A 23,460-nucleotide genomic window follows, 5' to 3' on the forward strand; every position below is an offset into this window, starting at 1 on the left:
CCCGTATTTTTTAAGATGCCCTATTCTTTTTTTCCGATTGTCTGCGATTCGGCAATCTTCATTTTACGGATGTTGCCCATCTGGAAGTTTTCCCCCACCCGCGTTTCGCCCAAACAGTAGGAGCACAGCGCAGCGGGCATCGGAAAGCGGAGTTCCATTCCCTGTACCGTCGAAATATCCTTATCCCGGCTAAAAAGCAGCGTGCTTAATTCAAAAGCGCCTTGCCCCGTCAGACCGTTCACCTGCATGATAACTGCCCGCGGATTAACGGTGTTGACACGGGCGCAAAACACTTCGCGCTCAGCCTGCGACACAATATCGCCTTTTGTAATGACGACAATATCCGCAGCCTTTAAAAGCGGACCGATTTTTTTCGGCGTATTGATGCCCGACAGATTATCGATAACACAGATGCCGAGAATATTTTTAATATACGGCGAGCAGCGGTTGCACAATCCGGCGGATTCCGTTATCAGGAGATCGAAATTTTCCTTTACGCCCCATTGCACAACTTCTTCGATATTGGAAACAAAGAAATGATCGGGGCAAAGAGAGCCGGAAATGCCTTTTTGAACGGGAATGCCGGCTTTTTCATACAGCACATCGTCGTCGGTGTACAGACAGTCGAATTTCACCACGCCGGCACGGAGTCCTTGCGCCCGCAGCGCATCGATTGTCTTTAAAATAACGCTTGTTTTGCCCGAAGAAGGCGGACCGGAAACAATCAAAAGATTCATAGTACGATAATCATATCATATCTATTTGCAGAATACGGTACCATTCGTTACGAAACTGCAGGGTAAACGCATCAAGTATCTTTTGTTACGAAACGGTGCGTAATAGTTGAGCGGCAATGCGCCCTGCCTTTCCTCGATGGGACAGTTCGTTTTTTTCTTGTGCCGTCAATTCCGCAACCGTTTTGCCGATTTCGGGAAGATACACGATGGGGTCATAGCCGAAGCCGTGCTCGCCGTGTGCCGATATTGCGATAACGCCCTCGCACGTTTCCTGCACCGTAAAAAAACGGTGAGCATCCAGCATCACTACAATGCAGCAGACAAACCGGCAGCTGCGGTTTTTTACACCTTCCATTCGGTGCAGGACAAGCTTATTCCGCTCCTGCGCTTCCAGCTGCACACCGTCTTTCATACCGTACCGGGCTGAATAAATACCGGGCTCACCGCCTAGCGCGTCGATACACAGCCCCGAATCGTCGGCAATTACGGGACTTTTAACGCTTTCATATAATACACGAGCTTTTAACAAAGCATTTTCCAAAAAAGTTTTTCCCGTTTCTTCAGGATCAAATACAATACCGGCATCGGAGGGAATGCTGATGCGGTGGTCTTTTAAAATAGCGGCAAACTCCTCCTGCTTATGCCGGTTACCGCTTGCTAAGTATATGTGCATGACCAACCATAACACGCTTTTTTAAGCTCGGCAAGATCGTTGTTAACTGTTGTACGGGATATTCCCAGCTGCTTTGCAAGCGCCCGATTACTCGGTCCCCGCGTATATTCCCGTATCCGCTTCAAGTATCCCTGCCAACGTGTATAGCTGTATGTCTGCTGATTTTTCAACCGCTTGATGATGGAATTATGCGACTCATCGACCTTACGCAGCTGAATTGTTGCACTTTTATACCGGACATAATAAAAATCCCGTTTAGCAGCCCACTCATTATACACGGCATCCCGTCTACCGGTCAGCTCTTTTGCCTCTTCAATCAACAGCCTCACCTTACGGACGGATATTCCCAAATGTCCGGCAACCGTATGCAGCAAATGTTCATCGATATAAAAACAGGATTTACAAAGCAGTTCCAAAAAATAGCGTGTATAGATGTCTTTTCTTTTTATTCTCCATCTGATTGTTTCCTGAATAGATTGCTCTTTTTCAGGCAATACGCTGTATGAAGGAGACGGACTTGACGCATATAATTCATAAGTTTGCAGCCCATCCTGTTCCTCCAGTATATTCTTAGCCATCCGCTCCTGATCATCTTGCGCAATAGAGGTATAAGTCGCCTGTTCGCGGTTTCTCCTAAGAAAAAGTTTCCAGTTATATGAAAGAGACATCCGTAAGTAGGTCGGAAATATTGATCGATCGGGATTATAACCGCTCATCATATCTTCCAGTTTCGGATAGATCCAAAGCAAAAAGTCGCTGCGCATATCTTCGCTTGCACAATAGACACCAAACTCACCGAGATTAAAATAAATATACTGAAACAACGCATCCACGGCTCTTTTCCGTTTGTCTTGCCGTGAAAAATCCGTCAATATCGTTTCAACGGTATTCTCTTGCATACATTCCTCCGCGGGGGCAATTTATCTGTAGTTTTGTCATAGCAAGATATATGCCAAGAATAAATTTGAAACAGCGACAAACAATAGCGACCCTTCAATTTTAAGGGCATCGCTAAAAACTCGGTTGGATTTTTAGAAGATGCCTCATCAGCAAAGCTGATAACAAGCCTTAGTTTAAATCTTTATAATGTAATGACTTAAACTAAAACGTCGCAAATTAAATCTAAGGGAACCCGGGGAGCTTTAATAAAAGAAATCGCCTTATGCAGACTACGCAGTCATACCGGCGTTTATGAAATACAATCATAATATGAGGCAGGCTTGTACAGGCAGTCAGAATATGACCGGTATAGATCAGAGACACCGCAGATATGCCTCAACATAGGCTTGATTCGATGGATATTTTTATCGTGATGAGCGGGAGCGTAAAGGGTATGAAGCAGCGCGGGAGTATGAAAAAGATCGGCTATCAATATTAAAAACATAACCACACCTCATACAACCCTAGACAGAGTTTAAAGATATATAGTAATCTACGGGTCATTCTACTCGAAAGGAGACTAGTTTATGAAAAAACTACTCACATTCCTGCTTGGCGCAGTTCTTTGCGCAAGTTTATCGGTTTCCTGTGCAAAAAAAGACAGCAACCAAAATATTTTAACCGTTGCTGCAAGTCCGGAACCCCATAAAGCGCTTTTAGAGCTGGTGGCAGAGGATCTCGCAAAGGAAAATATCACGCTCAAGGTTACCGAGTTTACCGACTACGTAACACCCAACGATGCGGTTGAAACGGGCGAGCAATTTGCAAACTTCTTCCAACACGTTCCGTATATGGATACTTTTAATAAAGAACACGGCTACCATCTGGTTAGCGTCGGCGCCGTTCATATTGAACCGCTTGCGCTGTATTCAAAAAAATACAACAGCCTTTCCGACTTTAAAAGCGGTGATACGATCGCCATTCCGAATGACCCGACGAACGAAGCGCGTGCGCTTTTGTTGCTTGAGTCCGCACATATTATCGCCCTGCGCGACGGCGCCGGTTTAGCTGCTACCCCGCAAGATATTACCGAAAATCCCTACAACTTAAAGTTCAGAGAAATCGAAGCGGCAACGCTTCCGCGCGTACTTGCGGACGTTGACGGCGCCGTTATCAACGGAAACTATGCTATTCCTGCCGGTCTTTCCGCAGCAAAAGACGGACTGCTCGTTGAAGGAAAAGATTCTCCCTATGCAAACGTCGTTTCGGTTAAGCAAGGAAACGAGAACGATCCGCGCATTAAAGCATTGATGAAAGCGCTGCAAAGCGATAAAGTACGTAAGTATATTACGGAAAAGTATCCGAACGGTGAGGTTGTTCCGGCATTCTAGAAATTTCTCAACACAGCAAGCCTAGCAGCTTGTTGTGTAAGGAAGTAATTAGAGGGAACATGGCCGTCCAAAAACTGAAAGCCTATCGGCTTTTTCTGTAAGGAAATGAATTAGTATATCCGCTAAAGCGAATTGCGTAACAGTTTTTGGACGGTTTCTTTTTTTATGAGCGTTTAGATAAGTCATTACAGTAAAAAACTTATCTGAAAACTCCGCTTTTTGCTGCGGTTCAACAGCTCACAGTCAAGAGAGGTTGTTAAAATGAATGTACAACGGCAAGCACGTAGTGTGACAAAACGTATTACGGTTATCCTTACGGTATTGATGTGCGCATCGGGATTAATATATGCACAAGAAAAAGCGGACGCGCTTAAATTATACCGTACCGGCCGCAGTTTAGACAGTGCGGGAAGATCGGAGGAAGCAAAAGAATCATATACGGCGGCAGTCGGTGTCTGCCTTGCAGAGCTCCGTCAGAATCCCCGCAATATGGACTCCTACACGGTCTATACATGGGCACTGTTCCGACTCCATCGGTACCGTGAAACGGTAACCGTCTGTAACGAAGCGCTTAAAATCACAGCCGATGCACGCATCATCGAGACCTTAGGTGAAGCCTACTTTTATCTAAATGATTACAAAGAATCTCTCCGCCAAATGGAACGGTATCTTGATATGGCGCCCACCGGGGAGCGGGCAAGCGTGGCCTACTTTTATACCGGCGACATTTACCGTTTAACGAGACGTTACCAAAAAGCTGATATAGCGTACTCTGCAGCAGTATATCTGGAACCGTCCAATTCGCTATGGTGGTACCGACTCGGCCTTGCACGTGAGCAGGCAGGGTATAAGCAAAGTGCGCGGGATGCTTTCCAACGGGCACTTAATATACGGAAAGATTATAAAGAAGCCGCCGAAGGCCTTGCCCGCGTCCAGCTTTAAAAAAGCAGCACTGCTTTTTTAATAACCGAATATTCTTTACAGATAAAAACCTGCCGCTTACGGATAAATATACTCCTGCTGCGGCGGGTCAACTTTTTTTATCGTTTCTACAATAATAAGCGGGTCAAAGCTGTTTTTATACGGTTTCTTAGACAGGGTACCGGTAACTTCGATCCATTCGCCGTCGGTAAGCGCCGGAACATCGTTCCACTGCGCTAATACACCAACCGGCTGCATATCGGCGGCGCAGCATGTCATCATCATGCGGGCTAAGGCAAATTCATCTTTTTCAAACAGTTCTCCATCCTTCCACACGGATCCTGTTGCGGTGATTTTTTTACCTACCCATGCATCGGGCTTTGTATACAGCTCGGTAAGCCATGACGCAAAAGTATCGCTGTCCATAACAATGCCGGCGCCGGAATTTTGCATTTTCTGTTCCGACATGGCGGGATTGGTCGTATCGGCAGTAACAGGGGCACCTGCAATCGGCGAGGCATCCGCAATAGAAGGCTCTCCCGTAACCGACGGCTCTGCAGCACCGAAAGCAGACCCAGCGGGATCCGCAGCTCCTACGGAAGATAGAGTATTAAAAGACGAGACTGCAGATTGTCCGCCGATTGAATCCGTATATGCAAATTGAGAAAACCGTACCGGCGTTCCCGACATAATCAGCATACCGGTCAGCGCAGCCACAAAAACGGCAAGACTAAAGAAACCTGAAGCCGTGCGGCTGCCGGAAAAAACGGACAGCGAAAGCACATTCCCCTGCCGCAGTTTTAACATACCGAGCAATAAAAATACCGCCGCCGAAAACAACAGCACCGGAACTTGCCGCTCATGCACATACCGGTATACCGAACCGGAAACAACAACACCGATAAAATACAGCCCAAAGCCGAAAAGAATTACTGCCTGCATAATATCGTACAGACGTGAATTTTTTTTTATAATTTTCATTAATGCTCCATAATCATCGCTTTGCACTAGTGCCGGTAGCAATAGTGCTAACGGGCAGCTTACTTGCCTGCAGTACCCCCGCTCGTGTCTGCCGGCCGGAATGCGGAATCTAAAATCGTAATACGGTCTTTAAGGCCATCCGTCGTGCGGATGCTGTTATCGTCAAAGATAAAGAGTGCTTCCGTGCCGGGCAGCCCGGACAGCAGCGCAACCGCCTTCTCATAGCCGAGCACAAAACACGCGGTAGACAAGGCGTCCGCATCGGTTGCGGAATTGGAAAAAACGGATACCGCAGTCAAATTATTCCGTACCGGATACCCCGTTGCAGGATCGAGAATATGGTGATAGCGGACGCCGTCCTGCTCAAAATACCGTTCATAGCTGCCGGACGTAGAGATACTTAAGTTTTCAACCGGCGTAGAAATAATCGGCTGCCCCTGCTGAACGCGCGGGTCGCGGATGCCTATCTTCCATAAGTTCCCGTCCGGCCGCTTTCCCACTGCAGAAATCGTACCGCCGATATCGATCAGCGCATGGGCAATACCGGCCTCTTTCACAATACGGGTCAGCTCGTCGGCGGCAAAGCCCTTTGCAATCGCCCCCAAATCAAGCTTCATTCCTGCTTTTTTTAAAAAGACCGCCGTGCCGGTAAGCTCCAAATCCTTATAATCGGTACGGAAAAGCGCCTCCCGGATATCCCGATCTTCCGGCTTCCGCGCATTCTCAAAGCCGATATTCCAGAGTTTTACCACGCTGCCGATGACGGGATTAAATGCACCGTCCGTTTTTTCGGCAAAAAACACCGCCCGTTTAAACAGCGGATAGATATCTGCCGGTACGCCTACCGCCGATACACCGGACGCATTATTGATATCGATAAGGGTAGAACTTTCGGCATTAGCGCTTAAGTACCGCTCCAGTTCTTCAAGGCGGCGGGTACAAGCCTGCAAGACGGGTTCAACCTCAGCTTGCGGCTTTTCCGTGAACACTTGAATACTGCACACGGTTCCGAGGGCAAACACTGTGCGGCTTTCTCTCCGGACTGCGGGTTTGCAAGCGGTAAGCATTACCGCCAGTAAGAGAAACAAACAATATTTTTTCATACGCTATTTTAACGTACCGGCAAAGAGCTTGAGATACCGATCTACCTGATAGCCTGAGCGGTGAATCGCTGAAGAAAATTCCGCATCAAAGCGGCAGTATTTTTCTACCGAAGCGGTAGTTTTCTTGATGCATTCAGCCGGTGTAACGGGCCGTGCTGCGGAAAGAAAGAGCATTGCCGCCATATCATCGGAAATCAATTCAGCCGCTTCCCGATTGAACCAGTACGTGCCGTCCCATTCGTGAATACCGAGCCGGGCAATAACGTTGGGATCCTGCGTAAGCCGGTGCACGATGCCCGTCCTGCGTATCGTTTTCTTTCCGCGGGCGGTATGTACATAGTAGAGATACTTCACCGTATCGGCTTTATTTTCGATAGAATCGATTTCAAATCCGGCTGAACGGATAAGCGTTACCAGCTTTTCTTCGAGGTGTAAAAAGGCAAAGAGCCTTCCGATATTGTCTTCCATTTTATAATAGACGGCAATATCTTCGACGGCCATCAGAAATACCGAACCGAAGGATACGGCAAGCTGGGAATTCGTCCCGCACATTTTATGAATAAATACGGTTACGGCAGGAGTCATCGCAGTCAGCGGCATTTCCTGCACCAGCAAGCCGGAAGCACAGAGGAGCAGCCGGTACATACGCGCTTTATACAGCGTCAGCAGCCGTTGGACGGAGGTTTTAACCGCCGGAACTTTTTCCTCCATGAATTGCTCGGCTTGATTACTCCGGTATGTTTCATCCAAAGCGGTTAAGAAAGCGTCCGCTAAAGGTTCAGTTTTGCGGATAAACGATTGAATCTTGGCTTCCGTTTCGTGCCGGTTTTCCGTATGCTTACAGTCCTTTATCAACTGGATACAATCCTGTATCAGTTCCTTAGAAACGCATGCCTCCAATGCATCATAGAGCTTTTTAAACTTGATTTCATTGATGCCCATTGCAACATCGGCAATACCGCTGCCGTTGAGTTTTTCGTACAACTTGCGATACTGCTCGTCGGGAGTGTCGGTTACCTCATAGATATTCAAAAACACCTGCGTTTCAAAACCGTTTAAGGCGGCGAACAAACCGTGTTCCGCAATCTCGCTGTTTTTTCTGATAAACCACAGCTTTGAATGCTGCTCTTGGAAAATCACATACCGATCAGAAGTAACCGTCAGCTGTAAACCTTGAGCAAGCGTCCGCTGTACCAGCCGCTTTTCATCATCGGCTCCCTTAACGGCGTAAGCGGCGGACATATTAATCCAGCCCGCAGCCCGCTCGTACTTGTTGTTATAAAGGATGAGGGAGCGGGCATCGCCGTATACATTCGACCACGCAAAGACATTTTCGTTTACCTGTCCATCCGCCCAAAAATCATAGAGCAGGAAGTGTTCCACCTCGGAGAACAAACGGCGTAACCGCATCAGCGGAAAAATCTCCCGGCGGTGCCGCTCAACAAGGCCGGTGTTTACCTGTTCATCATAATACGCACGGCGGTACTCCATACCGTATTTTTCTTCAAAACCTTCGATTTGTCCGTGCCCAAACATCGGAAGCCCCGGCATCGCAACCAGCATGGTACAAACGCCGAAGTATTTATCGTCCCGGCCGAACTGCACCACGGCGGTTTCTTCGTCGGGATTATTCATAAAATTAACATAGCGCTTGAGTATCTGAGGATCAAACTCAAGGGTGTTCTTAATAGTAAGCCGGTATTGCGCATTATCTTCCCGCTTGAGCATATTCATAAATGCGGAATTATACACGCGGTGCATACCGAGCGTGCGGACAAAATACCCCTCCATCATCCAAAAGGCTTCCGCTAATAGAAGGGTATCGGGAGCTTCGGCCGCACAACGGTCTACTACTTCGCGCCAAAATTCTTCGGGTATCCGCTTTTGGAATTCTTCCGTAGAAAGTGCAAAGCGGGAACGGCTTGCAATGTCCCCTCCCCTTCCCGGTTCAGGATACCAAAGCCGCCGGATATGCTTCTTTGCCAGCACCATCGCCGCGTCAAAACGGATAATCGGAAAGCTTCGCGCAACATGCAAAACCTTCCGAATGACTTCCTCGCGGGCTTCGGAATTCAGAAAGTCAATTTGAGCGGTATCGTTCCACGGCAGTCCCGTTCCGTCGTTTCCGTGATAAATATACCGGACATCGCCGGTATAGTGATCTACCCGCTTAAACACAACCGCGCAGTCCGTTTTTGAATAGTAATGATTTTCAAGATAAATCCCGACGCGGGAATCATGGGAAAGATTTTCCCCGTCAAAGTTATAGCCCGGAAAGGGACTTTCGCGGGTTTGCATAAAAAGATCCGGCCGCTCCATTACCCACTTTGAATCTATTCCGGTATGGTTAGGCACCATATCGGCTGCAAGTCTTATACCCCGCGCGCCGGCACGTCTGCGTAAATCTTCAAGCGCACCCCATCCGCCGATTTCACCGGCTATCTCATAGTCCGTTAAACTGTATGCACTTGCCGCCGCCTCCGGATTTCCGCATATTTGCTTAATCCGTGCGCTTGCAGGGGAGCGTTCCCATACCCCGATAAGCCACAGCGCATTAAAACCTGCCTCCGCAAGAAAGTTCAGCTCCTCATCGGGAATTTGATCGAGACGGGTGATAGACCGCTGATATTTTTTACTTAGTTGATCCAGCCATACCAATGTGCTTTTTGCAATCATCACAACATTCGGCATCCATTCACGATCGGCGCTGAACCGTTCATATTCCTGTGTCAGATCTTCAAAATGATAAGCATCGTGCCCGCCACCTCCGCCTCCTTGCCATACGGCTTTTTCTTCTTCGGACAGAATATCCTGACTTGTTAAAAGCCTACTGATAAATTCGCTCAGCAAATCAAGCCAATGCATTTTGATGTATTCAAGCTGCCCTTTCAGACTAAACGGCGCAAACGAGACAGGAGCTTTAAGCAGCGAAATCAAGTCCATTTTTTCAGGGCCGAACACCTCATTTTGAGACGACCATTCACGAAGGCTGTCCCAAAAACAGTTATACGACGGATGAGCTGCAAGCTGTTCATCGGTAAAAAGAGGATAAAAAGGCTGGAATGCAGGATTCTCATTTGCAAGTTTACAAAGAATCAATTCTTCAAATGCACGGTATTTATTTTCGATGCCCGATACCGGATCGGCATTCCGGAGCCAGTCTTCAACGGTCATTGTCCCGCCGTACACTTCCGCAGGAGGAAATTCCGTGCAAAAAGCAAGCAGCAATTCGTCAAGGTTCGGCAGCTTTTCTTTTGCGAGTTCCGCTTGCACAAATGCATACCCGCTGCTAAAAAAATCGGCACGTACATCCTGCCGGTAAAGTCTGCACATATAATGAAAGATTTCATCGATCAATCCCATTGCATTCAGTTGACCGGCCTTTAAATACTGCTCGGCTCGAACCGGCATACCGAATACACCGGATTCTACAACCTGATTATACTGAAAAGTAAAGGCATAGATATCGTTGATATTCCGTATAACGACATTGCCGGTAGACGAAAAGAGTGTTTTTGAAAAACGGCATTTTTCTCGAATATCCCGATTGATATGAAATTCCATATTTTGAAAAAAACTATTGCAGTATACTTTTTGCATAACACATCCTCGTACCTTTTAATTATACGCTGAAAATCCGAAGATGTGAAGACAGACTAGCGTTTTTCAGATGCATAGGATATACTAATAAATAGGTTTAACTTTAACCGATTATACGGCACAATCTTATGACACACTGAGTTTGCCGTAAGGTAAACATCGCAGACTACAGGAGGTTTTATTATGGACAAGCAAAAAATAGAACGGATGCGCACCGGAAAAGGTTTTATCGCGGCTCTGGATCAGAGCGGTGGCAGTACGCCTAAGGCATTGGCGGCATACGGCATCGGCAAAGACGCTTATTCAAATGAAAAAGAAATGTTTGATATGGTGCATGCAATGCGCACGAGGATTATCACCAGTAAAGAATTCGATAAAAGGCATATCCTTGGAGCCATTCTTTTTGAACAAACGATGGATCGCGATATAGAGGGCATCCCGACGGCGGATTACCTGTGGGATAAGCGCGGTGTTCTCCCGTTCTTAAAGGTTGACAAAGGACTTGCAGACTTGGCGGAAGGCGTTCAGCTGATGAAGCCGATGCCCGATTTGGAAGCGCTGCTGCAGCGCGCTGTCCGGAAGCATATCTTCGGAACAAAGATGCGCTCGGTTATAAAAGAAGCGAACCCTGCCGGTATTAAAAAGGTCATCGACCAGCAATTTGAAATCGGACTGCAGATTGCAAAGCACGGATTAGTTCCGATTATCGAACCGGAAGTGGATATTCACAGCCCCGACAAGGCAAAGTGCGAAGATATTCTAAAAAAAGAAATTCGCGAACACATTGCAAAGTTGCCGAAAGATGTGCTGATTATGCTCAAGCTCAGTATTCCGACACAGGCAGACTTATACAAAGAATTTATCGATGACCCGCAGGTTGTACGCGTGGTTGCGCTTTCCGGCGGCTACAGCAGAGAAGAAGCGAATGCACTGTTGGCAAAAAACCACGGCATGATTGCAAGCTTCTCCCGTGCCCTCGCGGAAGACTTGCGCGCACAGCAGTCGCAGGAAGAATTCGACAAAACGCTTGCCGCTGCAATTAAGAGCATCTACGACGCTTCGATTACATAATTGACCTGCCGCATACGCAATTCATGGGGCTGTCCAAAAACTTCAGTTTTTGGACAGTTTCCTTAGATTTAGATGCGACGTTTAAAATTAAGTCATTACTGTATAAAGACTTAATTTTAAACTCGACGGGGATGTCCCGAAAGTAACCAACTTTTGGGACATCCCCATGAATTGCCCCGAAGCGAATTATTCCAGTAACCGCTGAGCACGGCGCTGCAATGCTCCCTGTTTGTCATCCTGCGCGATAGTTTCCACTAACGCGCGGGCATCTGCGGGAGCATTTGTCTTAAACATATCAAGCCCGATGCTTTTTGTTAACACATCATCGCTTTGCAAAAAAGCTTTGCAGATTTCCCCCGTTACGGTATTTTCTACTTTTGCAATTTCTTTTCCGAACTCGTATCTCAGTTTTTTTTGCTTACTATCCGTTACGGTTGCCAACACCACCGTATCCAAATCGGCAGCGAGCGCTGCAGGATTGTGTTTCAACGCTGTGCTCAAAATCGTAACCCGTAATTTTTCACTCTTTTTAGAATCGCGGAATGTTTCGGAAAGCCAAGCATTGCCCTCATCCGTATTCAGCACCGTTAATGCTTCTACCGCTGCAAAGCGGACCGCATCCGTAGGGTCATACTTTGCACGGTACAGTATGTATGGCGCCGCTTCCTGCATCTTTGTTTTTTGTGCGGTTTTTAAAGCTTCGAGCCGCACCTTATAATAGCTGTCTTTAAACCCCTGCAGGGTAAGATTACGTGTTTCGGCCGTATCGAATGCGGCGGCGCCCCGTATTGCCGCTTCCCGCAATAGCGGTTCCGGCTGCTCGAAAAACTTAACCAGCAGCGGTATAACATCGGGGTTCCCCATTTGAGCAAGTCCGGCGATAGCGCTCGAACGGACATAGATATTTTCGTTCTCGTCCTCCGCCCGCTCCAGCAAAAAATCACGGGTATTTTCGCTATGCAGTTTTTCGAGTGCAGCCATAATCGTCTGCTTTAAAATAAGCTCTTGCTTTGCATCATCGATAGTTAGACTGTCAAAATAGGACGCTAAAAAGGCCGCTTCTTCACCGCCGCCGATTTCGCCCAGCACGGAAACCGTTTCCGCCCCGTACTCTGCCGTATCTTGGGTGAGCATGTTTTGTAGCGCTTCGTTTAAGGCGGGTGTCAGTTCGGGCTTTACCGCTGTAAGGTATGAAAGCGCAGCCTTTACCAATGTACGCTGTTGGGCTTCATAATCTTCCAATATTGCAACAGCCGATTCCGTCAGTTGAGCGTCTTCATATTTTTGATACAAGCCGAAAAGGCCTTCTCGCACGGCGGGGCTTTTTGTTTCGGTAAAAAGGCGGTTAAAATCGCCTTGCAGCGTTTCAAAATCTTGCTTATCAACCTTATTTACTACCTCAAGTATTTCGGATTCCAGTCCGTACTGCAATGCTTGGCGGGCTTTTTCGATCTCATCAAGCTCTTGTTTTTCGCCTTCCATTTTTTCGGTTCCGCTCTTTTGTGCTTCTTGTCCCTGCAGCGGTTTTTCCTGCTGCGGAGTGCCCTGCGGTAAGGTTGTATCGTTATCGGCCTTTGATACAGCGGTATCCGCAGTATCGGCCGCTATATATACCGGCGCAACCGCGAGCAAAACAGCGGTCAACATCATAAAAACAAGTTTTTTCATTCAATACTCCTGCTTCCATTATCGGAATTCGGGGATTTTACTTTTGAGCCCAGCTTATATGGGACGGTATCTTATATCTTATACGGTATTTTATATCCTATATAGAAAAATAAAGAAAGGGGAAAGCAGGGCAAACAAGAGCTATCTCTGCAGGGATTTGCATGGTTTACACTCATTGCAAATAATTCTTGTGCAAAACTTTGTTTTTTAACGAGAATTTTTTTAAAAAACGTATTTTTCGATAACATCTTATTGTAAAGTATGCTATAATGACATTTATGGATTCTAAGAGGAATAGTTTCACGCCCGATTTGCGTTCTAAACGGCAAAACATGACTATCGGCGCGAGAAACCGTATCATAAGAAATATCTATGGTCTTGTAAAGACGCACCGATCATTTTTGATTATCGGTCATCAAAGCCCTGATGAGGACTGTTATGCCTCGACAGTTGCAGGAGCTTTGTTGTTGCGTAAGTTTAATAAGCATGTCAGCGTCTTTTTAGAATCCGTACCGCCGGAAAATCTTAAATTTCTCAGTTCTATCTGCAAATATAACAAGATCAATGTGTATTACGGAACGATGCCGTCGATCCGTTCCGTTGAGGTACTGTGCATTCTCGATACGCCGAAACCGGATATGATAGCGGCAAACGGCTGTATCTACGATTTTCTGAATAATCATTCCATTTCAAAAATTGAAATCGATCATCATTTCGGTTCCGACGCCGCATTTTCCGGAGACCCCGATTATTCCTTAGTGCTTCATGCTTCAAGTACATGCGAAATTTTATGCCGGATATGCTATAAATTGGCAAACCATCCGGAAATACGGCACCTTTACAGTATCGAAGAACTTTATTCGAGAAATTTAGTGCTGACACTCTTAACCGGTATGCTTGGGGATGCCAAAATGGGAAACTACATCGCTAATCCCCACGATAAAGAAATCTTCGATTATTTTTCCAAACATTTAAATCTGATGCTGCGGATAAGTACCAATTCATCGGGAAATACGAAAAAAATCGAATCGATGGAGCGGCTGCTCGATGTGATGGAAACGACCGACGCCGAAACCGAGAAAGCCTATAATGCCATTATCAACCGCGCCGTATATGCCGGACATATCGGTGCAGTCATCTTGTCGGAAGATGAGTCGAATGCGTTCCTTGAAAACATCGAATACACACAGTTTATCGGCATGATTAAGGTAGCAACCAATACCATTGCGGAAAAAGCGGGCGGAGTAGGAATTTCCGTCTATTATGATTCTCCCAATAAGTCAAATAAAATACAATGCCGAATCCGTGTAAGTGAAGCGGCACGAGGCATCGATTTACACCCGATTCTTAGTCATTTTAAGATTACGGACGGCGGCGGACATCCCGGCGCGATTGCCTTTCGGCTACCCCGCGAATTCGGAAGGTCGCTTCACTCACTGATAGCAGACATAGAAACCTTTATTAAACAAAAAATATTGCTATGAAGCAAAACTTTCAATTACTTATGGAACAAACCATCGCGGAGCTCGGCCGTTCTTTTACTGCCGAAAAGCCGCCGCGTCTTATGCTTCATTCATGCTGTGCCCCGTGCAGTTCGTCGGTAATAAGACGGCTTGCCGGGCATTTTAAACTGACGGTTTTTTATTATAACCCCAATATCGATACGCAGCTTGAATACCGCACCCGGGCGGATGAGCAGATTCGTTTAATCGAACACTATAATAACTCAAAAGAATTCCCGTACAGGATTGACTACGCGATACAGGACTACCGGCATGAACAATTTTTGGAAATAGCGGAAGGTCTTACCGATGTGCCCGAAGGCGGCGAGCGGTGCTTCCGCTGCTACCGGCTCAGGCTTGCGGCGACGGTACGCGAGGCAGCCGCCCAAGGGTTTGATTTTTTCTGTACGACACTTTCGCTCAGTCCGCTTAAAAGCGCAGCAAAAATTAACGAGATCGGCATGGAACTTGCCACAGACAACTGCCGGTGGCTGCCGAGCGACTTTAAGAAAAAAGACGGCTATCTGGAGTCTATCAGGCTTAGCAAGGAATTCGGATTGTATAGACAAGACTACTGCGGCTGCGAATTTTCCCGCACCTTTTGAAAATATACGGTGTATCTGCGTTGTCGCTTAACAAAAAAACAGTCCTCGACGTACAAAAAGTACGCCTGCGGGTGTTTTTTGTACGCTCCTAGCATCTACACCGTCTATTTCAAAAGGCTTACGGCAAATGGTATTTCAGAACGGGCAGGATGTCCGTGGTTCTATGCAGCAACAAGTTTGCCTGCAAACTTGCAGCCCAAAAATGTACACGGATGTATATTTTTGGGCGAGGATGGCGGTGGTTCCACGCAGAAGCGAGTTCGCTTGCGAACTCGTAGCCCAAAAATTGACAAGGAGGTCAATTTTTGGGCGAGGATATCCGGGGTTCAAGTGCCTGAATCTTGGGCGAAGGCTTCCCACTGTTCGGTGAGTGCTGCGGCGGTTTCTTGTAAGACTTGAATCTGCTGCTGAACGCTGCGTACTTTTTCGCCGTCGGCGTAGACAAATAAGAGTTAAAAACAGTAGACTTTAGTAATTATGGCATCGAGTAAAACATATTTAGACTTCATTTTGGAGCAGTTATCGGAATTGCAAGATATACGCTATCGCGCAATGATGGGAGAATTTATCATTTACTATCGAGATAAAATTGTGGGCGGTATCTACGATGACCGCTTACTGGTAAAAGCGGTTCCGTCGGCAATTGCGTATATGCCGAACGCTTCCTACGAATTGCCGTATCAAGGTGCAAAAGAAATGCTTTTAGTAGACGAAGTTGATGACAAAGCATTTATAACGGGCTTGTTTAATGCAATGTATGATGAATTACCGGTGCCGAAAATGAAGAAGAAAAGATAAAAAGTGTGCAGTATTTATACTATGGAGCTGCTCCACATTAAGTTTTAGACTGAAAGCGATATTAAAAATAATCAACAACCTCTCCGCACGAATAAATTAAATTTTTAACAGACAGGATACTTGATTTCTGGAAGCTCATGTATTACATTGTAGTAAGAGGTGTTAGAAATGACTACAATATCAGCAAAAATCACACAGAATGACAAAATAAGTTTTGAACGAATCTGTGATTCTATGGGAATCAATATTTCTTCGGCTATAAATTCTTTTGTAAAGGCCACGATTCGGGAAAACGGCTTGCCCTTTGCACTGAAAGCATCCGAGGATCCGTATATTTATTCGGAAGAAAATATGAAATATTTGCGTAAAAGTATACATCAGATTGAAACCGGAAAATGTCAAATTCATGAACTGAAGGAAACTGATTGATGGTAAAAATTTGGTCTGATATTGCATGGAAAGATTATTGCCAACTTTTTGATAAACATCAGCAAAAATTGATAAAAAGTACACATGATTTAATTAAAAATATTGAAAGAAATGGCATTGATAAGGGAAAAGGACAACCTGAACCATTAAAGCATGAATTATCAGGGTATTGGAGTAGAAGAATAGATGCGGCAAATCGACTTGTATATAAAGTTGAAGATAATAAATTATATATTGTTCAGTGCGGTACACATTATCATCAATAAAAAAATCGTAAGGCATCGGTAATTATAGCATCGAGTAAAACATATTTAGATTTTATTTTGGAGCAGTTCTCGGAATGATAACACTACAAGATATTTCTTTTTCATATCCGGATTCTGCGGAGATATTATTCGACGGATTCTCCGCAGCACTTGGAGGAGCATCCCATTGGACATGTATTACCGGTGCAAACGGCTGCGGAAAAACGACATTACTCAAATTAATCGCAGGGATGCTTCCGCCGCTTTCAGGGATAATTAAATGCGAATCGGCAGTATACTGTGCGCAAAACAGTACGGAACTGCCCGATACTGCGTATACATTGTTCTGGGATGCGGATAACGAAGTGCGTCGCTTTTTCTCGCTGCTTAATATTACGGCAAAACAGCTTGAACGCTGGGAAACACTTTCGGGCGGAGAAAAGAAGCGGCTGCAAATTGCCTGTGCTTTAGCGGAGCGTCCTTCGGTTCTGCTGCTTGACGAACCGACCAATCACTTGGATGCCGTTTCAAAAGAGCTCATTATAAATGCCTTAAAACTGTTTACCGGCACAGGGCTGATTGTCAGTCATGACCGCGCCTTTGCCGATTCATTGTGTACCGCTACCTTCTACTTATATCGGGAATCGGCAGCGTTCGCAGACGGAGCCGATTCAATCAGAGGTAAGCTCTATGCTGCGAATGTAAGTACAGCGCTTGAACTTTGGGACACAGAGCGAGCTTCCTGCCTTTCGGAATGGCATAAAGCGGATGCAGGGGTTTCAAAAGCAAAAGCACTTTCAGATATGTGGCAGCGCGAGGCAGAACATTCTAAGAACCGCCTGAGGAATGTATACGGCGGCAAAGATCACGATGCAGCGCAAAAAATTCGCCTTGCCATTGTTACCGGTAAAGACCGTACGCCGGGCATCGTAAAAAAATGTTTTGACAGCCGCCGTGAACAAGCCGAAAAACGCCGCGATACTCAAGCAAAACCGCTGAACCGTAAGGAAGGGTTTTCACCGGCGCAAGCAGACACGTCTGTGTTCATTCCGAAGGTACTCATACACCTGCCGCCGCAAATCATCACTGCAGGAGAAGATGGCAGTTATACCTTGCAGATTCCCGAATTGACGGTGCAAAAGCAGTCCCGCATTGCGCTGACGGGAGTCAACGGAACAGGAAAGACATTGCTTGCACATACAATATTAAACCGGATACGGGAAGCTGATCTGCAAAAGAAAAGCGATGGAGAAAGTCTTTCATTTTATCTGCCGCAGGAAATTCCGAAAGCAGAAGAACAAGCAGTGTTAGCACACTTCTTCTCGCTCGATAAAGAACTGCGAAGTGAAATTCTTTCTACGGTGTACCGCATGGGATCGAATCCCAAAGCGCTGCTTACCTTTACTGACAGCAAGCGGATCAGTCCCGGCGAACTCCGCAAGCTCATGATTGCACTTGCAATGTCAAACCCACTCAAAGTTCTTATTTTGGACGAACCGACCAATCACTTGGATATTCTTTCCGCCAGACTTCTCGAAACTGCCCTTGCAAAAATATCATGCGCACTCATTATCATCAGCCATGACAGTGTTTTCCTGCAAAATTGCAACTGCACGGAATTGTGGCGGATTATCAAAACCGGCAGTTGCGGAATGTTGGAACGGATAGATAATCCCTACCCTTGCAGCTGTAACGCAGGCTCTTGCTTGGTAAATCCGTGAATGGTTTTAAGCGCAGCAAGCGGGCCGATAACCGAAATAGCCGATAATGTTAAAAAGGCGCACAACAGCATCCACAAAACCGGCGGCGTAAGAAAGGGCATTTTAAGACCGGCGATAATTGCCTGATTAAACAAGAGGACAATTAAGCAGGACAGTACCGTTCCAATTCCCGCACCTGATGCACTGATGATAAACGCTTCGGTAGAAGCAAGCTGCGCAAGTTTTTTCTTTGTACCACCGATAATCCGCAACATTCCGAATTCTTCTTTCCGCTCATGGAATATCGAAGAAAACGACACCGCAAGTACAATGAATGACAAAAGCCAGAGCAGTGCAAGCAGCACATAAATATACACATTGAGGTTTGCGATACTCGACGAAATATTCGTCATCATCCGCTTGGAAATAAGGGGATAAATCTGCTCGCCTTCAAACTCTTTGAGTATACGCTGCGAAACGGCTCGTGCATCGGCGTTCGGCTTTAACCGCACCATAACGCTGGAAATAAGATCCTCATCCTGCGCAACCGGATGCTCCATAATCCGCTCATATTCTTTTGCAAGCCGCTTCGCATTCTCAATCGTCATAAACACGGAGTTATCAAATCCCATGCCGGTTTTCGCGAGCCTCCCGGCAATCACAAAAGGCTGATTAAAAAACTTAACCTGCGAATGCGTATCTCCGACGATGTTGCTGCCCACGACGATCTGATTATCGGTAAGCGGCAGCCGTATCTGTTTTTCAAGCCACGGCTTAATGTTAAAGTCGGAATCAAAGTCGATACCGATTACCTGCAGCGGGAACGAACAGCATCCGGCGGAAAGGGTTGCAATAAAAAGCTGCGGAGAAGCGAGGTCAACCCCTTCAATCTTTTTAAGGCGGTCTACAACCTCGGATTTAAAATAAAAACTGTTCGGTTCCCCCCGCAGCAGCGCACTTTCGATTTTTGAGTCATACCCCTGCGGCACCACAATGATGTCCGCCCCAAGCCGGTTTGACAGCGACTGCATTCCGCCGTTCAAACTCTTTACCAAAAAGCTGCCGGAAAAAAGACTGAACGCCAGCACCGCGGTAAGCACAATCAAACTCACCGTCCTAAACGGCTTGCGTTTAAGATTCAGTTTAGCAAGTTCAATAACCGTTAATTTTTTGACCGGTTCGGAAGCAGCCATCGTTATTACTCCGCCTTTGCCTCTTTAAGCGCAATACCAACCACATTCTCAAACAGTTCATACGATACGGTCGCGCCTGCAATCGCATCGACTTTATCAAGCTGCTGCGTTTCAACCAGTTTCGGACCATACTTTTCGGCATTCTTAATTGCGTTCTGCGCAATTTTGTATAAACCGGCATTCTTAATCACTCCGTCGGTTTTGCCGTAGTCCTCGCCTTTCAGCGTTCCGTCCTTCTCGTAAGATAGAAATTCACAGTCGGTAATTTTACCGTCTTTAACGGTTATCGTTACCTCGGCATTTCCGCCCCAATCGTCTTTAATACCGGAAACCGCTTTGTAAACGCCATCCTTATACCGTACCGTAGGTTGTACAGCTTGTGCCGATTGTCCGACCTGCTGCGCTGCGCCTTCATTTTTACTACACCCTGCGAAACAAAATGCCGCAAGTGCCAATGTAATTGTGAATATACGCAAAGTTGTTTTTTTCATTCTTTACTCCTATAAAAAGTCAATTAACGCATTAATTAAGCGCTTCCCACTGTTCGGTGAGTGCTGCGGCGTTCTCCTGTAAGGCTTGAATTTGCTGCTGCACGCTGCGTACTTTTTCGCCGTCGGCGTAAACTTCGGGGCTTGCAAGCTGTGTTTCCAGTTCTTTTATCTTGTCCTCGGTTTGTGAAAGCTCTGTAAAAATACGTTCTTCTTCTTTCTCGCGTTTGCGTTTTTCGGCCCGCTGCTTTTTCTGCTCATCATAAGAAAGGGCTGTACCGCCCGTATTGGATGACGCTATTCCCGATTGTAAACCGGAAGAGTCAGCCTCTGCCTTACCGGAGGAAGCACTTGTTTTTCCATCGTTTCCGCCGGCTTCGGAGCTGCCGTTCGCTTCGGCAGCAATCCGGTACAGGTAATAGTCGTAGGTACCGGGGAAATTTCTGATGCGGGTACCCGCTGCGGGGGAAGAGCCGGCTGTAAGTTCAAGGATACGGGTTGCAAGGCCTTGGATAAAAAACTTATCGTGCGAGACAAAGATAACCGTCCCTTCAAACCGCTGCAGCGCATCCAGCAGCACATCTTTGGAGTGAAGGTCGAGGTGATTGGTAGGTTCGTCGAGGATGAGGAGATTCAGCGGCTTTAACAGCAGCCGGAGCAGTGCAAGTCTGCTTTTCTCCCCGCCCGACAGCACGGAAAGCTGCTTATAGATGTCGTCTCCGCGGAACAAAAAGGCGGCGAGCATATCGTAGAGCTTAGGGATAAGATGCGTCGGCGCTTCCCGTTCCACCTGCTGTATGATGGTTTCGCTGCCGTTAATCCGTTCGGCCTCATCCTGCGAAAAATAACCGGTAATGATACCTGCCCCGTACTTAACGGTTCCGGTGTACGCCGAATCCTCGCCTGCCAGTATGCGTAAAAAGGTGGTTTTACCGGCGCCGTTCCGTCCGGCCAAGGCAATCCGTTCCTGTTTGGTTACAGTCAGTTCCGCATCTTTCAGCACGAGCCGTTCCCCGTAAGCTTTGGTGATACCTTCGGCTTGCAGCGCAATATTCCCCGAATGAGGGGCAGGCGGAAAGCTAAAGTGAATTTTCTTTAAGTGTTCGGGCAATTCGATACGCTCAAGTTTTTCCAGCCGCTTTACCCGATCCTGCACCGCAGCCGCCTTTGTCGCCTTATACCGGAACTTTCTGATAAAATCTTCGGTTTTTGCGATTTCCAGCTGCTGCTGCGCGTACGCTTTTATCAGCGAAGCGAGTTCAACCTCCCGTGTTTTTTCGTAGTTGGTATAGGTTCCGGCGTAGCGTTTCAGCGTTCCGTTAAACAATTCGTACGTTTCGTTAACGGTCGCGTCTAAAAACGAGCGATCATGGCTGACCAGCAAAAAACCGCCGGTAAATTTCTTAAGCCACAGTTCAAGCCAGCTGCGCGCTTCGATATCGAGGTAATTGGTCGGCTCGTCCAAAATGATGATGTCCGCCCCGCTCAAAAGAATCTTCGCAAGCGCGATGCGCATCTGCCATCCGCCCGAAAATTCATCGGTCAGACGGGTAAAATCTTCGGCGGTAAACCCGAGTCCGCGCAGCGTTTCATCCGCCAGCCGCTGCCTAAAGTACCAGCCCGATTGTTCAAGCTCGGTTTGCAGGGCGTGATAATCGTGCGCAAGCCGTTCCGCCTTCGCAGCATCGGCTTCTTCGCTCATCAGTTTTCCGACTGCCTCGAGCTGCTCCAACAGCTGCGCCCCGCGGGAAAAGGCGGTATCCGCTTCTTCCGCCAGCGTTTTACCCGTGTGCACAATGCCGGATTGCGGCAGGTAGGCAACACGGGTGTTCTTTTCCATCGAAATGGCTCCGGAATCGGCCTGCATCACCCCTGCGATAATCTTCATCAACGTAGACTTACCGCTGCCGTTAGCGCCCGTGAGCGCCGCCTTTGTCCCCTGCGTCAGCACAAGCGTGATATTTTGCAGGATATCGCGGTCGCCGAACGCAAGCGAGATATTTGAAAGCTGAACAAACGGCATTATTCTTCCAAACCTTCCGTCCCGAAAAAGAGGATGACGGGATTGAGGTTCCGCACAGCGGCAACACCGTCGGTGATATTTTCAGGCTGCACATATTCGAGCTTGACGCCCTGCTTGGACACCGTATAAAAGAAGTCGATCCAGTCTGCGCTGCCGTCGAATTTAAACGACAAGACTCCCATGTATTCGGTTCTAAGCTTAGCGCTGATAAAATACCGGATAGCAACGGAACCGGAGTTCCCCGCTCCTCTCGGAATAATCGCCGGAGACAACACCTGATACCCGTTCCAGATGAAACGGCCGCCGTCTAAAAATTGGAGTACGCCGTAATTGACGGAATTAAACGCCGGACCGGTTGTAACGAGGGTTTGCAGTGCAGCGTTCCGGCGCTCCGTCTCTGCCTGCGCAAGTGCCTGCGGGTCTTCAGTGAGGGTAATAAAATACTGTATTTGTACCCTCCCCTTCTCATCGGTATAATTGACGGCAATAGTATCCGAATCTCTAATTTGTAAAAGGAGCGGAGAGCCTTCAAACTGATAGGCGCCCATCCTGTTTTTTGTAATACCGGTATAAGAGAAAGCAAGCTGCTCATCTTTCAGCATAATACGCGCAACGCCGGTTCCTTCGCCGGGGAAAAAGCCGAAGTTCTCCGTCATCCGTTCAGGGTCAATCTGCTTTTTCCGGATCATATCGCGGTAATATTCCGGATACCATCGGCTTTTTAAAATACTTGCCAGAACGTCATCCGCTACCGTTTCTGCTGTCTGTGGAGAGGCGGAAGGCTCTCCCTCATCGTATGTAAAAAGATTATAAGAAAAACACCAGCCGCGGGTACCGTCGTTGGTCATCACATAAAGCCAATCGCCTTCCAACGGCTTATCGCGTGCAACAACCGGCGCTCCTTCCCCTTTCCAGAGAACCTTTACAATCTGGCTTTCGCGCAGCCGGTACACCTGTTTACCGGTATTGTCGGGCGTAGAGCGAAGCGGCAGACCGTCCAGCTTTACCGCGGCATACACCGAACGGTATTCTGCAGTCTTTTTGATATAGGCTTCCGCTTCCCGCTTTGAAGCACAAAAGGTAAGCTGCCAAAGCGGAATCTCTATTTTTTGCTTATTCAACTCGGCGATATACACCTTTGAAATATTCGAGCGGACGAGAATCGGCACCACATCCGATGCCGTTAAGTTGTATTCGGGGATCGACCAATTGACAACGCCGTAGCCGATCTTCTTAGAGCATCCGGTTATCATAAAAATACCGGAGCAAACTACCGTTAAAATGAACAAAATGAGCTTAGTATTGTAAAAATAACGCAATTTTTTCATACCTGTGGATTATACTTTAAAGCCCGTATCCGCGCAAGGATATTGCCGCAGAGTAAACGCATCAGGCAGATAAACACATATCGCAAAATAAAGAGGCTATTCGACCAGAACTGCCTGTTTATTTT

20 protein-coding genes are annotated in these 23,460 nt (G+C 47.0%); 9 read left to right on the forward strand and 11 right to left on the reverse strand.

All coding sequences use genetic code 11. The annotated features are described in order from the left end of the window. Window positions 1-20 precede the first annotated feature (20 nt). The 3 genes from HMPREF1222_RS04305 to HMPREF1222_RS04315 form a co-directional block, all read right to left on the reverse strand. The gene (locus HMPREF1222_RS04305; RefSeq protein ID WP_006189637.1) at window positions 21-737 is read right to left on the reverse strand and encodes a GTP-binding protein; all 717 of its coding nucleotides are present in this window, start codon (window positions 735-737) and stop codon (window positions 21-23) included. Between the two features lie 85 nt (window positions 738-822). Further along, complete coding sequence (gene rdgB, locus HMPREF1222_RS04310; RefSeq protein WP_006189638.1) at window positions 823-1,410, reverse strand: RdgB/HAM1 family non-canonical purine NTP pyrophosphatase; 588 nt, start codon at window positions 1,408-1,410, stop codon at window positions 823-825. Continuing rightward, the gene (locus tag HMPREF1222_RS04315; protein WP_016518370.1) at window positions 1,395-2,309 is read right to left on the reverse strand and encodes an HTH domain-containing protein; all 915 of its coding nucleotides are present in this window, start codon (window positions 2,307-2,309) and stop codon (window positions 1,395-1,397) included. Before HMPREF1222_RS04315 ends, rdgB begins: the two co-directional genes overlap by 16 nt. A gap of 567 nt (window positions 2,310-2,876) precedes the next feature. Between HMPREF1222_RS04315 and HMPREF1222_RS04320 the strand changes: the two genes are divergently transcribed. Both HMPREF1222_RS04320 and HMPREF1222_RS04325 read left to right on the forward strand, forming a co-directional pair. Continuing rightward, complete coding sequence (locus HMPREF1222_RS04320; RefSeq protein ID WP_016518371.1) at window positions 2,877-3,680, forward strand: MetQ/NlpA family ABC transporter substrate-binding protein; 804 nt, start codon at window positions 2,877-2,879, stop codon at window positions 3,678-3,680. Between the two features lie 261 nt (window positions 3,681-3,941). Next, entirely contained in the window at window positions 3,942-4,622 is a 681-nt protein-coding gene (locus HMPREF1222_RS04325; protein ID WP_016518372.1) for a tetratricopeptide repeat protein, read from the forward strand. 57 nt (window positions 4,623-4,679) lie between these two features. Here HMPREF1222_RS04325 and HMPREF1222_RS04330 read toward each other — a convergent pair whose 3' ends face one another. The 3 genes from HMPREF1222_RS04330 to HMPREF1222_RS04340 are packed head-to-tail and all read right to left on the reverse strand — an operon-like array spanning window position 4,680 to window position 10,285. Next, window positions 4,680-5,582, reverse strand: coding sequence for a TIGR03943 family putative permease subunit (locus HMPREF1222_RS04330; protein WP_016518373.1), 903 nt, complete (start codon window positions 5,580-5,582; stop codon window positions 4,680-4,682). Window positions 5,583-5,641: 59 nt separating this feature from the next. Beyond that, window positions 5,642-6,685, reverse strand: coding sequence for an FAD:protein FMN transferase (locus HMPREF1222_RS04335; protein ID WP_016518374.1), 1,044 nt, complete (start codon window positions 6,683-6,685; stop codon window positions 5,642-5,644). A gap of 3 nt (window positions 6,686-6,688) precedes the next feature. Then, entirely contained in the window at window positions 6,689-10,285 is a 3,597-nt protein-coding gene (locus tag HMPREF1222_RS04340; RefSeq protein WP_016518375.1) for an alpha-amylase family glycosyl hydrolase, read from the reverse strand. Window positions 10,286-10,468: 183 nt separating this feature from the next. Here HMPREF1222_RS04340 and HMPREF1222_RS04345 point away from each other — a divergent pair, with 183 nt between their 5' ends. After that, a complete protein-coding gene (locus tag HMPREF1222_RS04345; protein ID WP_016518376.1) occupies window positions 10,469-11,356 on the forward strand; it encodes a fructose bisphosphate aldolase in 888 nt (295 codons plus the stop codon). Between the two features lie 186 nt (window positions 11,357-11,542). Here the strand turns inward: HMPREF1222_RS04345 and HMPREF1222_RS04350 are convergent, their stop codons facing one another. Continuing rightward, window positions 11,543-13,024 carry a HEAT repeat domain-containing protein gene (locus HMPREF1222_RS04350; RefSeq protein ID WP_016518377.1) on the reverse strand — a complete coding sequence of 494 codons (1,482 nt, stop codon included), beginning with the start codon at window positions 13,022-13,024 and terminating at the stop codon, window positions 11,543-11,545. A 269-nt stretch (window positions 13,025-13,293) separates the two neighbouring features. On the opposite strand from HMPREF1222_RS04350, the gene HMPREF1222_RS04355 reads away from it, so the two are divergent. The 6 genes from HMPREF1222_RS04355 (at window position 13,294) to HMPREF1222_RS04380 (ending at window position 18,324) form a co-directional block, all read left to right on the forward strand. Beyond that, window positions 13,294-14,508, forward strand: a complete 1,215-nt coding sequence (locus tag HMPREF1222_RS04355; protein WP_016518378.1) for a DHH family phosphoesterase — start codon at window positions 13,294-13,296, stop codon at window positions 14,506-14,508. After that, window positions 14,505-15,131 (forward strand): epoxyqueuosine reductase QueH, encoded by a 627-nt coding sequence (locus HMPREF1222_RS04360; protein ID WP_006189649.1) that lies wholly within the window; start codon window positions 14,505-14,507, stop codon window positions 15,129-15,131. Before HMPREF1222_RS04355 ends, HMPREF1222_RS04360 begins: the two co-directional genes overlap by 4 nt. A 477-nt stretch (window positions 15,132-15,608) precedes the next feature. Then, a complete protein-coding gene (locus tag HMPREF1222_RS04365; RefSeq protein ID WP_016518379.1) occupies window positions 15,609-15,929 on the forward strand; it encodes a TfoX/Sxy family protein in 321 nt (106 codons plus the stop codon). Window positions 15,930-16,097: 168 nt separating this feature from the next. Next, window positions 16,098-16,358 (forward strand): type II toxin-antitoxin system RelB/DinJ family antitoxin, encoded by a 261-nt coding sequence (locus tag HMPREF1222_RS04370; protein ID WP_002681992.1) that lies wholly within the window; start codon window positions 16,098-16,100, stop codon window positions 16,356-16,358. Further along, window positions 16,358-16,624 (forward strand): Txe/YoeB family addiction module toxin, encoded by a 267-nt coding sequence (locus HMPREF1222_RS04375; RefSeq protein ID WP_016518380.1) that lies wholly within the window; start codon window positions 16,358-16,360, stop codon window positions 16,622-16,624. Before HMPREF1222_RS04370 ends, HMPREF1222_RS04375 begins: the two co-directional genes overlap by 1 nt. Window positions 16,625-16,698: 74 nt before the next feature. Continuing rightward, the gene (locus HMPREF1222_RS04380) at window positions 16,699-18,324 is read left to right on the forward strand and encodes an ATP-binding cassette domain-containing protein (RefSeq protein ID WP_016518381.1); all 1,626 of its coding nucleotides are present in this window, start codon (window positions 16,699-16,701) and stop codon (window positions 18,322-18,324) included. Here HMPREF1222_RS04380 and HMPREF1222_RS04385 read toward each other — a convergent pair. Genes HMPREF1222_RS04385 through HMPREF1222_RS04400 form a run of 4 tightly spaced genes read right to left on the reverse strand, consistent with a single transcriptional unit; the run spans window position 18,279 to window position 23,335 of the window. Next, window positions 18,279-19,496 carry an ABC transporter permease gene (locus HMPREF1222_RS04385; RefSeq protein WP_016518382.1) on the reverse strand — a complete coding sequence of 406 codons (1,218 nt, stop codon included), beginning with the start codon at window positions 19,494-19,496 and terminating at the stop codon, window positions 18,279-18,281. The two genes, HMPREF1222_RS04380 and HMPREF1222_RS04385, sit on opposite strands and share 46 nt — an antisense overlap. Before the next feature lie 5 nt (window positions 19,497-19,501). Then, complete coding sequence (locus tag HMPREF1222_RS04390; RefSeq protein ID WP_016518383.1) at window positions 19,502-19,987, reverse strand: FMN-binding protein; 486 nt, start codon at window positions 19,985-19,987, stop codon at window positions 19,502-19,504. 31 nt (window positions 19,988-20,018) lie between these two features. Further along, window positions 20,019-22,007 (reverse strand): ribosomal protection-like ABC-F family protein, encoded by a 1,989-nt coding sequence (abc-f, locus tag HMPREF1222_RS04395; protein ID WP_016518384.1) that lies wholly within the window; start codon window positions 22,005-22,007, stop codon window positions 20,019-20,021. Then, window positions 22,007-23,335 (reverse strand): SH3 domain-containing protein, encoded by a 1,329-nt coding sequence (locus tag HMPREF1222_RS04400; RefSeq protein ID WP_016518385.1) that lies wholly within the window; start codon window positions 23,333-23,335, stop codon window positions 22,007-22,009. The genes abc-f and HMPREF1222_RS04400 overlap by 1 nt, the downstream gene beginning before the upstream one ends. Between the last annotated feature and the right edge of the window lie 125 nt (window positions 23,336-23,460).

Origin of the sequence: Treponema vincentii F0403 (assembly GCF_000412995.1) — a bacterium.
Classification (GTDB): domain Bacteria; phylum Spirochaetota; class Spirochaetia; order Treponematales; family Treponemataceae; genus Treponema; species Treponema vincentii.

Bases quoted from the DNA above. Each gene is read 5' to 3' on its own strand.
- HMPREF1222_RS04305 (WP_006189637.1), bottom strand. From the start codon at position 737: ATGAATCTTTTGATTGTTTCCGGTCCGCCTTCTTCGGGCAAAACAAGC.
- rdgB (WP_006189638.1), bottom strand. From the start codon at position 1,410: ATGCACATATACTTAGCAAGCGGTAACCGGCATAAGCAGGAGGAGTTT.
- HMPREF1222_RS04315 (WP_016518370.1), bottom strand. From the start codon at position 2,309: ATGCAAGAGAATACCGTTGAAACGATATTGACGGATTTTTCACGGCAA.
- HMPREF1222_RS04320 (WP_016518371.1), top strand. From the start codon at position 2,877: ATGAAAAAACTACTCACATTCCTGCTTGGCGCAGTTCTTTGCGCAAGT.
- HMPREF1222_RS04325 (WP_016518372.1), top strand. From the start codon at position 3,942: ATGAATGTACAACGGCAAGCACGTAGTGTGACAAAACGTATTACGGTT.
- HMPREF1222_RS04330 (WP_016518373.1), bottom strand. From the start codon at position 5,582: ATGAAAATTATAAAAAAAAATTCACGTCTGTACGATATTATGCAGGCA.
- HMPREF1222_RS04335 (WP_016518374.1), bottom strand. From the start codon at position 6,685: ATGAAAAAATATTGTTTGTTTCTCTTACTGGCGGTAATGCTTACCGCT.
- HMPREF1222_RS04340 (WP_016518375.1), bottom strand. From the start codon at position 10,285: ATGCAAAAAGTATACTGCAATAGTTTTTTTCAAAATATGGAATTTCAT.
- HMPREF1222_RS04345 (WP_016518376.1), top strand. From the start codon at position 10,469: ATGGACAAGCAAAAAATAGAACGGATGCGCACCGGAAAAGGTTTTATC.
- HMPREF1222_RS04350 (WP_016518377.1), bottom strand. From the start codon at position 13,024: ATGAAAAAACTTGTTTTTATGATGTTGACCGCTGTTTTGCTCGCGGTT.
- HMPREF1222_RS04355 (WP_016518378.1), top strand. From the start codon at position 13,294: ATGACATTTATGGATTCTAAGAGGAATAGTTTCACGCCCGATTTGCGT.
- HMPREF1222_RS04360 (WP_006189649.1), top strand. From the start codon at position 14,505: ATGAAGCAAAACTTTCAATTACTTATGGAACAAACCATCGCGGAGCTC.
- HMPREF1222_RS04365 (WP_016518379.1), top strand. From the start codon at position 15,609: ATGGCATCGAGTAAAACATATTTAGACTTCATTTTGGAGCAGTTATCG.
- HMPREF1222_RS04370 (WP_002681992.1), top strand. From the start codon at position 16,098: ATGACTACAATATCAGCAAAAATCACACAGAATGACAAAATAAGTTTT.
- HMPREF1222_RS04375 (WP_016518380.1), top strand. From the start codon at position 16,358: ATGGTAAAAATTTGGTCTGATATTGCATGGAAAGATTATTGCCAACTT.
- HMPREF1222_RS04380 (WP_016518381.1), top strand. From the start codon at position 16,699: ATGATAACACTACAAGATATTTCTTTTTCATATCCGGATTCTGCGGAG.
- HMPREF1222_RS04385 (WP_016518382.1), bottom strand. From the start codon at position 19,496: ATGGCTGCTTCCGAACCGGTCAAAAAATTAACGGTTATTGAACTTGCT.
- HMPREF1222_RS04390 (WP_016518383.1), bottom strand. From the start codon at position 19,987: ATGAAAAAAACAACTTTGCGTATATTCACAATTACATTGGCACTTGCG.
- abc-f (WP_016518384.1), bottom strand. From the start codon at position 22,007: ATGCCGTTTGTTCAGCTTTCAAATATCTCGCTTGCGTTCGGCGACCGC.
- HMPREF1222_RS04400 (WP_016518385.1), bottom strand. From the start codon at position 23,335: ATGAAAAAATTGCGTTATTTTTACAATACTAAGCTCATTTTGTTCATT.